Here is a 15,066-nt window from a genome sequence, read left to right on the forward strand (position 1 = left end):
CATATAGCCACAAAAAAGGATGAGAAAATATGAACATAGTTGTTTTATCCAGTATCGTTGCTGTTTGTATGGCTGTTGGTGCGATGTTTATTCGTTTAAAAGCAGCTAAGAAACCGGCAACATTGAAAAAAATTATACTTCCACCATTTTTTATGAGCACGGGAGCGTTGATGTTTGTTTTTCCTGAATTTCGATTAACTCCAGCAGAAATGTTAGAAGCAATTGGCGTCGGTTTGTTTTTCTCTATTTTTCTTATTAAAACATCTAAATTTGAAATTAGAGGACAAGAGATTTATTTGAAGCGTTCAAAAGCATTTGTTTTTATATTAATTGGATTACTTGTCGTGCGGATTGTATTTAAAACATACTTAAGTCAATCTCTTGATTTAGGACAACTTAGTGGCATGTTCTTCTTACTGGCGTTCGCGATGATTGTGTCATGGAGAATTGCTATGTACCGTTCCTTTACGAAATTACAGAAGGAAATGGAAAAAGAAGATGGTTTTTATAATGAAAAAGATATGAAACTAACTTAAAAACTGTATATGTATAAAATAAAAAGACAGCGTTTTTTGACGCTGTCTTTTTATTTATATTGTTAACATCTTCTGTCCCAGCCGCGGCGTATAAAACGTTCCCCATTAAAGAAACAATTTAAATTTGGTGAGACGAATGGACCGATAAACGGAATAATATTTGGTTCCGAAGTCTCATCAACAGGAATCGGTGGTTTAGTAGGATCTGGTCTCACTGTATATCTAACTCGCGCCGCATTTCGGATAAGCCCGTTTTGTGGCGTACTTGTTACTTGTACGATGAAGCGAACGATAACCGATTCACCTGGATTAACAGTTTCAATAAGAATACCAATAGTTGGATTACTTCCAGGACGTGAAACACCGTTTACTGTTACTGAATTTGGATAGAAAGTAACTTCGGGAGGTAGTGGATCGGTAATGAGTACATTATTTGCAGGGGTAGCGCCATTGTTAGTAAAGATAAGTGTATATGTGATGAAGTCACCGAGCTCCACACTATTTACATTTGCGGTCTTAATGAATGTGTTTGGCACATTAGGGTTTACTTCTATCGTAATTGGTGGTGTTGTTGTCGTTGTTGTGACAGGTGGTCTAGTAGGATCAGGTTGAGAAGTATACGTAATAGATGCGATATTTGTAATCATTCTATTAGCTGGAAGTATAATAACACGTACTTGGAATGAAATAGTTACTGATTCTGCCGGATCAAGGTTTCCAACAGGAATTCCTGTGGATGGATTTGCGTTTGGAAATGGAATGTTATTAATTGTGACACTGTTTGGAATGAATGATGTACCGGCAGGAAGTGAATCTGTAACAGAAATATCAGTGACAGGAATTGTACCTTCGTTTTGGAATGTGATAGTAAACGTAATTGTATCGCCTACTGAAACGATGGATTTATCAGCGGTTTTTATCGGATTAATAGTTCCGACGTTTACAGGGGTTATTGTCGTAGGCGTAGGTGTAGTAACGGATACAGGTGGCTTAGTAGGATCAGGTTGGTATTGGAATGAAACGTTACCTTGGTTTTGAATTTCTCCGTTTGGTGGAATCGAAGTAACTAGGACACGGAAAGAAATTGTTGCAGATTCAGAAGGAGCAAGTGTTGAAATAGGGATGCCTGTTGATGGATTTGCGGTTGGTTGCGGCACGTTGTTAATTGTAACACTATTTTGAATGAACGAAGTACCGACAGGAATTGTATCAGTTACAACTATATTATTAGCAGGAATGGTACCTGTATTTTGGAGTGAAATCGTATACGTAATGATATCACCTAGTGTAACTGTTTCTGGCGTAGCTGTTTTTTGCGGATTTAATATAGCTGTATTTACATTCGTTGTGTTAATTGGAGTAGGGTCTGTAATGGTAATAGGAGGTTCACCAGGAATTGGTTCATATGTGAAAGTAACAGTTGCTTGATTTCGAATGATACCACCAGGTGGTACACTTGTTACTCTCGCTTGGAATTGAACAGTTATTATACCGTTCGGATTGACTGTTCCTACAGGTATACCCGCTACAGAATTTGCGCCAAGATTCGGAATGCCATTTATTATAACGGTACCTGGAACAAATGTTAATCCATTCGCTAACGGATCAGTAATGATAACGGAAGTTGCAGGGACTGATCCGCGATTTTGGAACGTTACGGTATAAGTGATGATTTCATTTATATCTACAATTTGTTTGTCTGCTAGTTTATTTGGGTTAGGGGTAGGTGTAATAACAGATACTTCAACTGTTGGAGTAGGATCTGTAATGGTAATAGGAGGTTCACTAGGGTTTGGCTGGAATGTGTAAGTGACAGTTGCAGTGTTTTTAATTATACCGTCTGGCGGGAGTGCACTTACAGTAACTTGATAAGCTAGCGTAACAATTTGCCCTGGAGTTACAGTTCCGACATTTACACCACTATTTGGATTTGCTCCAGGTGAAGAAACGCCATTTATCGTAACGCTATTGGGAATAAAAGTAGTACCACTTGGAGTAGGGTCTGTAATAATCACATCTGTCGCATTTATATTTCCGACGTTTTGGAACGTAACTGTATAAGTGACAGTATCACCAAGATTAATAACTTGAGGGGATGCTTGTTTGTTAGGGTTAGTAGTAACTTCACTTACTTGCGTCTTTGTAGTAGGTGTAGGGGTAGTAATAGATACAGGTGGTCTAGTAGGATCTGGCTGGTATTGGAATGAAACTGTCCCTTGATTTTCAATAAAGCCTGTTGGTGGTATTGATGTTACTTGAACTTGGAAAGTTACAACGACTGAAGTGTTAGGTTCTAATGTACCGATAAGAATTCCGGAACTAGGAATGATGCCTGGTTGTGAAACACCATTTATCGTAACGCTATTCGGTATGAAAGTGGTACCGGCTGGAATAGGATCGGTTACAAGTACATTTGTTGCAGGGACAGTTCCTGTGTTTTGTAAGGAGATTGTATAAGTGATTGTGTCACCTAATAAAGCAAATACTTTATCAGCAGATTTTGTAGGATTCGTTGTTGCAGTGTTGACATTTGTAGTAGTAGGGGGCGTTGGAGTAGTTACTGTTACTGGTGGTTCTCCAGGATTAGGTTGGAATGTGTAGGTGATAGTAGCTTCATTTACAATAATTCCGTTAGGTGGTATGGAAACAACGCGAACTTGGAAAGTTACAACGACCGATTCACTAGGGGTTAATGTGCCAAGAGGTATGCCAAGGGCTGGATCTATATTACTAGTTGGAGTGCCGTTAATTGTAACGCTATTTGGAATGAAAGTAGTTCCTGTTGGGATGGGGTCTGTAAAAACGATGTCTGTCAGTTGTACAGTTTGTAAGTTTTGGAAGGTAACGGTGTACGTAATAATATCACCTATATCAACGTTGTTTCGATCAGCTGTTTTCGATGGATTAATAATACTATTAATGATTTCAGTATTAACTGGTGGTGTTTCTTCTGTTTCTGTAATAGGAGGTTCATTTGGATTAGGCTGAGATGTAAAGTTGACTGAACCAACATTTGTAACAACCCCGTTAGGAGGTATATTTGTAACCGTTACTTGGAACGTGATGGTTACGATTTGATTTGGTTGTATTGTACCAATAGGTATCCCGATACTTGGGTCAACACCTAGTTGCGAAATCCCATTTACTGTAACAGAATCCACAATGAATTGTGTGCCTACTGGTGCTTGATCCATGACAGATACATTTGTCATTGGAATATTTCCGAGGTTTTCAAGGGTGATCGTATAAGTGAGTGCATCTCCAATGTTGGCGATTTGTAAGTCTACTGTTTTTGTTGACTCTAACTCTGCATTTTGTACAATTGTTTCTGCAATTGGAGTAGGGGTAGTTGTTGTAATAGGCGGAAGGTTGGGGTCTGGTTGAGATGTGTAAGTGACATTAGCTTCATTTGAGATAATCCCATTTGGTGGTAGAGCAGTTACTTGTACTTCTAAAGTAACAGTCACTATTTGTCTAGGGTTTAATGTTCCAACTGGGATTCCTGTTGTTGGTGTTAAATTAGGTTGTGAAATACCATTAATCGTGACACTACCAGGAATAAATGTAGTTCCAGTAGGGATAGAATCAGTAATAATAACATCAGTTGCAGGTATATTACCATTGTTTTGGAGAGTAATTGTATAAGTGAGTGTATCTCCAATACTTGCAAACTCGCGATCTACTGTTTTTTGCGGGTCTGGATTAGCAGTACGAACTGGTAATGTTACAGTCGGGGTTGTTTCTGTTGTTGTAATAGGTGGTTCGCCAGGAGTTGGTTGCGAAATATAGGTCACGCTTGCTGTATTTTCTATTTTTCCGTTAGGTGGAATAGCATTTATTTGTACTTGGAAAGTAACAGTGACGGTTTCGCCAGGGTTAACTGTACCGACGGAAATGCCTGAAATCGGGCTTACACTAGGTTGAGGGATAGTATATTTACTGTAACGCTATTCGTAACAAAAGTTGTACCAGGTGGTAAAGAATCTGTAATTGTTACACCTGTAGCAGGTATAGTTCCTTGGTTTGTAAATGTAACAGTATAAGTTACAATATCGCCAATTTCTGCAAACGTAAGGTTTGCTGTTTTTGTTGGACTTATGACTACAGTTTGGATAGGAGTCGTTGTTTCAGGAGTTGTTTCTGTTTTTGTAACTGGAGGTAAATTTGGATCCGGTTGATAATTAAATGTTGCACTCCCTTGATTGCGTATTTCTCCACTAGCAGGAATGTTTACTACTCGTACTTGGAAAGTAATGGTCGCTCGTTCGGATGGTGCTAAAGTTCCAAGTGAAATTCCTGATGCTGGATTGGTTCCTGCTTGAGGAATCCCATTAATCGTAGCACTATCTGGAACAAACACAGTACCAGCAGGGATAGAATCTATTACTGTTATATTCGTAGCGGGGACAGTACCGGTGTTTTGGAATGAGAGCGTATAGGTAATGATATCATTTAATGCAACGAAGGAACGATCAGCTGTTTTTTGTGGATTTAGTGTTGCAGTATTAACTGCCGTTTCTGTTTCAGGAGTTGTAATAGTTGTTGTAACGGGAGGTTCATTTGGATTGGGCTCATATGTGAATGTTATAGTTGCTTGATTTCTAATAACTCCCCCAGGCGGGATGCTATTTACTACACCTTGGAAAGTAACTGTTATACTTTGACCAGGATTTACAGTACCGACTGGAATACCAATTTCGGGATTTTCTCCAAGTTGTGATGTTCCATTCACGACAACGCTACCTGGAACGAATGAAACACCAGATGGAAGTGTATCTTGCACAATAACATTAGTTGCAGGTACGGTTCCTCTATTTTGGAATGTTACAGTAAAAGTAATCGTATCTCCTAAATCAGCAATTTGTCGATCTGCAGATTTTGTAGTTGTCGGATTTGGATTGTTAATTGGAATGTTCACACTTGGAGTCGTAGTAGTTGTTGTAACGGGGGGCTCACTTGGATTCGGTTGATATTGATAAGTGAAGGAGGCTTCGTTTCTAATTGTTCCGTCCGGAGGCAAGTTTGTAACTGTAACTTGATAGGTAACTGTAACTGTTTCCCCGACATTGACTGTCCCAAGTGAAATGCCGAGCTCTGGGTTTTCTCCAGGTGTAGGCACACCATTAATTGTGACGCTATTTGTAATGAATGCTGCTCCAGGCGGTATAGGGTCAGTAAGGGTCACATTTGTAGCAGGAACGGTTCCTAAGTTTTGGAATGTGACAGTGTAGGTAATTGTATCTCCGATATCGACAAATTGACGATTAGCAGATTTCGTCGGTGTAACAATGACAGTATCTACGTGTGTTTCAGTTATAGGAGTTGGTGTAATTTTAGTGACAGGAGGTTCTGAAGGGGTTACTACATATGTTGAGGATACGGTACCTTGATTTTGAATAATTCCGTTTGGAGGAGCACTAATAACGCGGACTTGAAAAGTAATTGTAGTCGCTTGATTTGGATTTAATGACCCAATTAATATACCGTTTGCAGGATTCGCATTTGGTTGTAACACTCCGCCGACTGTAACACTATTTGGAATGAAAGTTGTTCCATTTGGTATAGGATCAGTAAGGATTACACTAGTAGCGGGAACCGTCCCGTTGTTTTGTAAGCTAATCGTATACGTAATGGTATCACCGATATCAACGAAGGCGCGATTAGCAGATTTGGTTGGATTAACTGTAGCTGTATTAACTGCGACAGTTGTAGGTGTAGTCGGTTCCGTCGTTGTAACAGGTGGTAAGTTCGGATCAGGTTGATACGTATAAGTTGTTGAAGCCTCGTTTGTAATAACACCACCAGCTGGTACTTGTGTAACAAGAACTTGGAATGATAGTGTTTTTGTTTCACCGGGGTTAATTGTACCAACTGGAATTCCAGTTGCAGGGTTCGAGTTTGGAACAGGAGCGTTATTTAAAACTACACTATTTGGAATAAATGTTGTACCGGCAGGAATTGTATCTGTAAAAATTACGTTTGTAGAAGGGATAGTGCCATCGTTGTTAAATGTGACAGTATAGGTAATGATATCGCCAATATCAACAGCGGTTTTATCAGCCGTTTTTATCGGATTCGTAATTGCTGTATTAACGGGTACAGTGGTAGGCGGAGTAGGATTTGTTGTTGTAATTCCGGGTTTTGTTGCGTCAGGTTGATAGGTAAATGTTACATTTCCAACATTTCGAATGACTCCGTTTGCAGGGAGGGAGTTTACTTGAACTTGGAAAGTAACCGTTGATGTGGAGCCAGCTGCAATGGTTCCAACTTGTATGCCGCCAGATGGATTTACACCAGGTTGTACGGTACCATTTATTGTCACGCTGTTTGGAACGAAAGTAGTTCCAGCCGGGATTGGATCAGTCACAATAACATTAGTTGCGGGTATATTTCCTGTATTCGGTAATGTAATCGTATACGTAATCGTATCGCCAATATCGACAATTCGTGGACTAGCAGATTTTGTTGGATTTACAATTGCAGTTCGTACAGAAGTAGTTGTTGGAGGTGGTGTTGTCGTAGTTGTCGTTGGAGGTTCAGTAGGGTTCGGTTGCGATGTAAATGTTATATTTGCTTCATTAGTAATCGTTCCATTAGCCGGAAGAGAAGTGACTTGAACTTGAAATGTGACAGTTGTAGTTTGACCAGCAGGAATCGTACCTAGCGGAATATTTGTTGGTGTTACGCCAAATTGTGTCGCTCCATTAACTGTAACACTGTTTGGAATAAAAGTAGTACCAGTAGGGATAGGATCGGTGATAGAAACATTTGTTGCTGAAATATTACCGTTATTTGGGACAGTAATCGTATACGTAATGATGTCACCAATATTCACAATTTGTTGGTTTGCACTTTTAGTCGGATTAATGATAGTAGCATTAATTTGTGTTTCAACTATATTACTTGTAGAGTTTCTGTTAATTGGTGGTTGGTTTGGTGGATTATATTGAAAGCTTGAAGTTGCACTATTTGGAATAGGGTTTGGTGTAGGAAGGGTATTAACTCGAACTTGAAACGTAATTGTAGCATTCCCGTTTGCAGCAATCGTTCCTACATTTATACCAGTAGCAGGATTATCCGTAGTAGAAGTACCATTTACTGTAACGCTACCCGGTACGAACGATGTGCCGGGAGGGGGTGTGTCTGTAATGATAACATTATTAGCAGCTAAGGGGGCTTGATTTGTGGCGGTAATTGTATACGTAATCGCATCACCGATGGTAGCAATTGCTTTATCTACTGCTTTTGTTAATGCGACATTAGCTGTGAAAATATCTGTATCAACTATATTGCTTGTTGTTGTACGTGTGATAGTGGGTGCGTTAGGTGCAGGTTGAAATTCGTATCCAAATGATGCTACGTTACTGGCGACAGGTGGGGTAGGAATACTTGTTACATCTACTTGAAAAGTAATTGTAACAGAACCACCAGCTGGAATATTATTAATAGGAATTCCAGTTGAAGGATCGCCGGCTGTTGGAGTACCGTTAACAGTTACACTGTTTGGAACGAAAGTGGTGCCAGCTGGTATAGGGTCTGTAAATGTAACGTTTTGGGCAGGAAGTGTTCCAGTATTTTGGACAACGATTGTATAGGTTAAACGACTTCCTATTGTAGCTATTGCCATTAGATTCGTCCTTTCTAAATGAATTTAAATCCGATCAATAGTTAGACACTTACAAATAGCATCAATTCAAAATTTAAAACTGGTTCTATTTGTAAAAAATATGAAAAATGAACTCGTCATTGCATCCTATTCAAATATAAATGAATAGGAATAGGCAAAGGCTTTTTTTTGCCTAAATGAGCTCGTACGTATATAAATGGAACTTTTTCTTTTTACTCGCATTAAATGAAATAGCGAATAAATATTTATTTTCATAGAAAGGAAGTGAGGTTGTTGGCCTTTGTACAAACATATACAAAAACGGATTCGCTTTTTATGGTGCATACAGGAAATACGTTAGGGATGCGCGGTATTACGACAGCTACTGCATATCAATATAACGCATTAATTTCCACAAATACAAATTTGATTTTTGCTGGGGTGCCATCTTCTACAGATGCGGATACCTTCGCAGGAACAACAAATGATTGGACTTTAAATGGATCATTGGCGAGGCTTAATCCATCTGTAACAGATGTACCAACAACGGCTAAAGTCGACTTTGCAATGTTAGTTTGGCAAGGAACATTGGGGGGGACTGTTACAGAGGCGATAGTAAATGCGAATATTCCAACATTCAGAACCCCGGATAATGTGACTCACACTATTACAAGTACGCCTGCCTGGGGAGAAACAAGGTCGAGTGGGACATTTCAAGGTACGATTTATACACGTGCAGCTAATGTGACGAGTATTCTTCAAGGACTTCCTAATCGTGCTGTAGGTGATTATTTTGTAGAACGTGTTCCAACGGCAAATCCACCTTTGCAAGGAACAGGGGTAGGGTGGACATTAGTTGTTGTATACCGTGATAATTCATACTCAATAAGGAATGTTAGTTTATATAGTGGGTTACTTATTTCCACCTTGGGTGAGACAGCAACAATCTCCAATTTTATCACTCCAGCTGTAGCTCCGGTTAACGCTCGTGTATTTACAATGGCAATAAATGGTGATACGGATGCGGTTGACGATAGATTTATTTTAAATGGCAGTGCACTTTCAGGACCTAACAATGCTAATCCGAATTTTTTCGCTTCGCAAGTCAATAATTATTTAGGTAATTTAAATACAATTGGTAGTTTTGCAGATAGAAATATGCCGATTGGAACTGCTGCAACGAATCGGCGTGCTGAATTTGATGTGACGAATGTCCCAGCGAACGGTGTATTAACAGCTGGTTCAACTTCTACGACAGTTAATATCCCAAATACATTTGACTATCTTTATGCTGGTGCTGTAGGTTTGCAAATAGAGTTAGGAGAGGCGCGTCTATCTGCTACAAAATCAGTAACTGTAAGTTAAAGTAATTGAAAATATTAGTGAAAAATCTTTTTTATAAAATAATAGGAGTGATCTTTATTGGCCTTCGTTCAAGCTTACGGTAAAAATGATAATTTATTTATGATGCACACGGGCAATACGATGGGAATGCGTGGTACTGCTAATACAAACTTTGCTTACAATGCACTTATTACATTAAATACTGATTTAACTTTTGGAGGGGTTCCTTCATCAACAGATCCAAATACATTTGGAGGTACGACGAATGATTGGACGCTAGATGGTTCATGGGCTGAATTAAATCCATCAACTACGATTGTTCCAACCACAGCGGTTGTAGATTTTGCATTACTTGTTTGGTCAGGTGGGTTGGATACGGCTGTTACAACGGCTGTTGTTGATGCGAATCCACCAAATTTAGTTACGCCTGATGGAACGAGTACACAAGTGACAATAAATTCAGCATGGTCATCAGGAGGGATGAATTTACCTTTCATAGCCAATGTTTATAATCGAGCAGCAGACGTAACATCTTTACTACAAGGATTACCAAATCGAGCAGTAGGAAGGTATAGCGTAACAAGATTACCTACACGTCAGCCAGTCGGTTATGGTGCTGGATGGTCGTTGATTGTTGTATATCGTGATTCTTCATATCCGATGAGAAATGTGAGTTTATTTCCAGGTTTTTTATTATCAGGTACACCACAAACCCTTTCTGGATTTTTCACACCAGCTGCAGGGACAGTGACAGCAAGAGCTTTTGTAATGGCGGTAAATGGTGATCCGAACTTTACAGGTGATAATTTTCAATTGAACTCTGTGACATTAACAGGACCAAATAATCCAATAGGAAACTTTTTTAGAGGGCAAGTAAATGATATTAATGGAAATTTAAATACAATTGGTAGTTTTGCAGATCGTAATTTTTCTGGAACAACTACAAATGCAAATGCGAGAGCTGAGTTTGATATTACAAATGTAAATGCAACAGGTTCTATTGCACCAAATACGACATCCACACAAGTCAACATTACAGGCACAGGCGATACGATTTATACGAGTGCGGTCGGATTACAAATAGACTTGGCAGAAGCTAGATTAACAGCCGTAAAATCAGTAACTGTAAGTTAAAAAAAGATTGCTATAATCTAGCAATCTTTTTTTATGAGGAGGATTTTGTCAGTAAAGATTCATAATGAGAATAATCAATCTCTTTTTCTTGTAGTTTTTTCACTAAAAATTTATGGTCGCGTTTTGGTGTAGCAATAATATATCCTTTAATAATTAAATCTTGTGTAATTTGAGAGGCTTTTTCTTGTAATGCCAATTCTCCAATTTTGCCAGCAATTTTTGATTTAGCGACATCGCGAAATAGTTCTGGAACAGGACTTACGAGCTCTTCTAACAATTGTTTTTGTTCTTCATCCCATAAATGTCTAGTTTTATTAATATAGTGCTCTTCCCAATCTAAAATGGACATACCATCTTCTTTAGGTAATCGTTTTAGAAATTTTCTGAACATAAAGTATCCACCGATAGACATAAGTCCTAATAAAATAACAGTCCATAGCACTATGAACCAACTGAACCATCCATCGAGCAAGCTTATCCCCCCTTAATGATTGCGGTTTTCTATTATTCATATTATAAACAGTGAGATTCATAGAAAGCAAGAACGCTTGGTCATTTTGACCAAGCGTTATCATTTAAACGAAGTATAGTTGTTCCACACATAAATTATTATTATCATCTTCTACATATTCAATGATTAATGTGCCAACTTTACGATCTTTATCTTCAGTTGTGAAAATAGAGTAAGAAGTAAAACGTGCTGTTGATAGGCCGCTTATATGTGTAGGTAAAGAAATGTAGTCGTTATCGCGGAAGAATTCCATCAGTTCAATATCCTCAAATTCTTTTCGGTCAACTTGTTTGTTTGTATAGCGGCGTTGAAGTTGTTTTAAAGACTCATTCCAAGAAATTGCTTTTGTATCGTATACCATTGTTCTATCTGCTACAAAAAATATAGACAAATGTATATTCTTAGAGTATTCCTGCTTCTCAGTGTCCTGTCTCGCCACTCGCTCACTACTACAGTTTACTGTAACACTCCACAGGCGTAAATTCCGATGTAGCCCACCGTACATATATACAATCTATTTATGTTAGTATTGTATATTCTTTTGCTTGTAAAAGATTGATTGCTACGTTCAAATCTCTATCCATTACATTGCCACAGTCACATGTATATACTCGGTCAGATAGCTTTAAATCTGCTTTTTTTTGACTACAACATGAGCACAATTTTGACGATGGATAAAATCGGTCTACTTGGCGTAGTTCAATTCCATATTCGTTACATTTCGTCAATAACCATGCTTTAAATGTATAAAAGCACTGCTTAGCAATTGCTTTAGATAGATGTTTGTTCTTCATCATACCTCTCACATTCAAATCTTCTACTGTAATAAATGTTGGCTTGGTTTTCACCACATTATTTACAATAGACTTTATATGCTCTAGTCGAATATTTGCTAATCGAGCACATAACTTTTGCACCCTAAAAATATTTTTATCTATATTTGCTCTTTTGTTAGTAACAGATTGTTCACCTCTCTTTTTTAGATTTTCAAACTTACGTGATAAAGAGCGTTGTTCACGTTTTAAACGTTTTTCTATCTTTTTTACTTGTACTGTTTTATTTATATTTTTGTGCGTTTTTCCATCGCTACGTACAGCGAAATCCTTCACTCCCAAATCAATCCCTAAACCTGTTGAATAGAGTGTTGGCTTCGTTTTTATTTCTTCCAATTCGCAAAGCACAGATACAAAGTATCTTCCTGCTCTTTTACTTAGCGTTCCACTTTTTACAATCGCATTTTTGGGGATATACGCATATTCTTTTAACCTCATCCAACCAATCGTTGGGACTTTTACTCTATGCCTTTCTACTGTCCAATCTGTTTTGTTGTTTTTCGGAAAATAGCACTTTACATCTTGCTGCTTCTTTTTCTTATATCGTGGAAACTTAGATAAACCCTTAAAAAATCTTTTAAAAGCTTTATCTCCATTCATAATTGCTTGTTTTATTGCTTTACTAGATACTTCTTTTATCCATTGGCTACATTCTTTTGTATGGACATTGTTTAGCCATTTAGAAAAATCATATCCACTCAAAAACTTCCCCTCTGTTTCATATATCTCCTTGTTTTTTGAGATATACAGGTTGTAAACGTACCTACACACTCCAATTGTTTGATTAATCTTTGTTATTTGTTCATTTGTCGGTTTTATCTCTATAAAATATGCTCTTCTCATATTTCTTTATCCCTCGACATTTTTTGTATTTTCTCAATCATATATCTTACGATTACATACATGAATGATAGATAGCAAATCTTGAACAAGTTCTTCTTGTGGAGATCGTTTTTTATTTGTTTTTTGATTTCGATAAGCAATTAAAACACCTGGATTATCCCAATTTTTCAATACTTTAATAGACGTATGAACCATTCCCGAAAATTCTTCAACTTGTACAAATTCATCATTATATTTTAATACATATGTCTATGAAGATTTACTTTTTTGATTACTGTTTTTTTACTGTATGTACAATAAAGAACGTACGTTCTTTAATAGTATACTTTCTTTATTAGAAAAGAGAAAGCAAAAAATAATGTAAGCTTGGATTTCCAAGCTTACATTATCGATGCGTCCGTCATAATCTCTATTTTTTATTATAAGTTACATAAGAATAAGAAACAAGATGATATATATTTTGTTGATAGTTTTCAAAATTCTGTATATCATAGGTGTACTAAAGTGTAAAGGACTGAGAGGAATGGCGTATGTAATTTCGCTCCAAGGACCGATGGCAAGCGGAAAAACAACATTGGCTAAAAGGTTAGAGCAATGTGGATTTTCAGTTATATATGAAAATCCTTATCCAATTGTAGAAAAGCGAAAGCAATTAAATTTGGATATGAATTCAAAAGAAGGATTTATTATAAATCAAAAAATGTTTATGGAAGCAAAAATAAAGGAGTTTCAAAATGTGAAAGATTCAGTTGTAATTTTTGATCGTGGACCTGAAGATATTGAATTTTATACACTTTTTTATCCAATGATTATAGGGAAAGGGTGGGATATAGAAACTGAATTGAAAGATGAATTATATAAATTAAGAGAATGCCGTTCAGATGCTATTTTTTATTTAGATGTGACGAAAAAGAATGTATATGATAGAAAAAATAATGATAGAACAAGAAACAGAAGTACATTTGAGGAGCAATTTAAATTAGTAGAAACTGAAAAAGACTGGTATAAACAATTTCCTGTAACTTATGTGGACGCGAATAGGTCAACAGTGAACGAATTAGAGGCATATTTTATGAGATGGTTGAAGGAGAGAGGGTTATGAAAAAAATACTTTTATTCGTATATCCAACATTTGCAGAGTTTGAAATAACGGTAGCTACAGCATTGCTGAAAAATAAATTTGAAATCATTACAGCACAGAGGCATGCATTTGTACCATTTGGAATAGCGATTGCCTCTTATTTTGGGGTAACAAACGAACATAATATAAATTTTTATAGCGGTAAGGGGAATGTGATGATGGAGGAGCTTTTTTCTTTTTGACATCGATAAATGGCTAACGTTTTCGGATCGCGCCATATACCGTTATGAAGTAACAATTCATTTTCTACTTCTTCTTTTAGCCATTCCTTCATTTCGGCGTGAAGATATGTACTATCAGGTATATTTAGTGATGGAAACATGCTAGAAATATAGCTTACAATCGGAGTAGCATGATGAAAAACGAGAGCATTATGAATAACTGTTTCTTCAACAGTTGGAAAAACAGACTGTAATATCTCTTTACCATTTTCTAAACAAAATGGAGTGACTGAGGATGTTGTTTTCGGTAAATCAAATGCGTCTAACATGCGGTTACACATTTCAACTATATGAGGTAATGTAACGTCAGAATTTGTTGTAGCTAAAAGTGAGCCTCCGGGACGAATTACTTTATGGAATCCTTGAACTGTTTTTTCGACATCTTTCATGTGATATAACATATGTCTTGCGATGACCCAGTCATAGCAATTAGCTTCAAAAGGAAGTTTACCAGCATCACCTAGTTTCCATTCAATTATGCTATTCTTTATTGCAGCTTCAGAAAGCATCGTTTTTGATTGATCAAAACCGGTTAGTTGGCCTTTATGACCGTTAGTTTGTAAAAGGGAAAGAAAATTTCCATTAGCACACCCAACCTCTAATATTTTTTCTTCTCCTTGAAGTTGTAAATGTTCCATGACGAATTCATCTAAATTTACTTGTTTTTCTTCGTAATGTTTATGCGTATCGATACGTGTTTGTAAATGGTTGCTTACGTTATATTGGCGTTTTACATCATTCATTTTTTCACATTCCACCTTCGTGCAAAATTGCTGAATCGCGTGTGTTAATACGTCGGTTTTCTTTAAACCTTCGTAATGGAGTGCAGATTCAAACCTTTCAAGTAATTTTTCTTCAATTCGAAAATGAATATCTTTTCGTTTCGTCATTGAAATA

At 37.2% G+C, this 15,066-nt stretch carries 10 protein-coding genes and 1 pseudogene; 5 read left to right on the plus strand and 6 right to left on the minus strand.

The window, feature by feature from the left end; genetic code table 11:
- Positions 1 to 29 precede the first annotated feature (29 nt).
- Positions 30 to 536: a CcdC family protein gene (locus QCI46_RS09340; protein ID WP_001028637.1), complete on the plus strand. Its 507-nt coding sequence runs from the start codon at positions 30 to 32 to the stop codon at positions 534 to 536.
- Between the two features lie 62 nt (positions 537 to 598).
- On the opposite strand, the pseudogene QCI46_RS09345 reads toward QCI46_RS09340, so the two are convergent.
- Positions 599 to 8,163 (minus strand): annotated as a pseudogene (locus QCI46_RS09345) (DUF7927 domain-containing protein).
- Between the two features lie 273 nt (positions 8,164 to 8,436).
- On the opposite strand from QCI46_RS09345, the gene QCI46_RS09350 reads away from it, so the two are divergent.
- Complete coding sequence (locus QCI46_RS09350) at positions 8,437 to 9,507, plus strand: hypothetical protein (protein WP_353840020.1); 1,071 nt, start codon at positions 8,437 to 8,439, stop codon at positions 9,505 to 9,507.
- Positions 9,508 to 9,564: 57 nt separating this feature from the next.
- Positions 9,565 to 10,620 carry a hypothetical protein gene (locus QCI46_RS09355; RefSeq protein WP_327958503.1) on the plus strand — a complete coding sequence of 352 codons (1,056 nt, stop codon included), beginning with the start codon at positions 9,565 to 9,567 and terminating at the stop codon, positions 10,618 to 10,620.
- Positions 10,621 to 10,651: 31 nt separating this feature from the next.
- Here QCI46_RS09355 and QCI46_RS09360 read toward each other — a convergent pair whose 3' ends face one another.
- The 4 genes from QCI46_RS09360 to QCI46_RS09375 form a co-directional block, all read right to left on the minus strand.
- A complete protein-coding gene (locus QCI46_RS09360) occupies positions 10,652 to 11,092 on the minus strand; it encodes a DUF2621 domain-containing protein (RefSeq protein ID WP_327958502.1) in 441 nt (146 codons plus the stop codon).
- Between the two features lie 103 nt (positions 11,093 to 11,195).
- A complete protein-coding gene (locus QCI46_RS09365) occupies positions 11,196 to 11,492 on the minus strand; it encodes a hypothetical protein (protein WP_000262403.1) in 297 nt (98 codons plus the stop codon).
- A gap of 157 nt (positions 11,493 to 11,649) precedes the next feature.
- Complete coding sequence (locus tag QCI46_RS09370) at positions 11,650 to 12,807, minus strand: RNA-guided endonuclease InsQ/TnpB family protein (protein WP_353840021.1); 1,158 nt, start codon at positions 12,805 to 12,807, stop codon at positions 11,650 to 11,652.
- A gap of 33 nt (positions 12,808 to 12,840) precedes the next feature.
- Entirely contained in the window at positions 12,841 to 13,002 is a 162-nt protein-coding gene (locus tag QCI46_RS09375; protein ID WP_353840022.1) for a hypothetical protein, read from the minus strand.
- A 328-nt stretch (positions 13,003 to 13,330) separates the two neighbouring features.
- Here QCI46_RS09375 and QCI46_RS09380 point away from each other — a divergent pair, with 328 nt between their 5' ends.
- Positions 13,331 to 13,909 (plus strand): AAA family ATPase, encoded by a 579-nt coding sequence (locus QCI46_RS09380; protein WP_353840023.1) that lies wholly within the window; start codon positions 13,331 to 13,333, stop codon positions 13,907 to 13,909.
- Positions 13,906 to 14,130 carry a hypothetical protein gene (locus QCI46_RS09385; protein WP_353840024.1) on the plus strand — a complete coding sequence of 75 codons (225 nt, stop codon included), beginning with the start codon at positions 13,906 to 13,908 and terminating at the stop codon, positions 14,128 to 14,130. The genes QCI46_RS09380 and QCI46_RS09385 overlap by 4 nt, the downstream gene beginning before the upstream one ends.
- On the opposite strand, the gene QCI46_RS09390 is transcribed toward QCI46_RS09385, so the two are convergent.
- Positions 14,082 to 15,059, minus strand: a complete 978-nt coding sequence (locus QCI46_RS09390) for a class I SAM-dependent methyltransferase (RefSeq protein ID WP_353840025.1) — start codon at positions 15,057 to 15,059, stop codon at positions 14,082 to 14,084. The two genes, QCI46_RS09385 and QCI46_RS09390, sit on opposite strands and share 49 nt — an antisense overlap.
- Positions 15,060 to 15,066 lie beyond the last annotated feature (7 nt).

The organism is Bacillus cereus group sp. RP32 (assembly GCF_040459735.1).
Classification (GTDB): domain Bacteria; phylum Bacillota; class Bacilli; order Bacillales; family Bacillaceae_G; genus Bacillus_A; species Bacillus_A wiedmannii.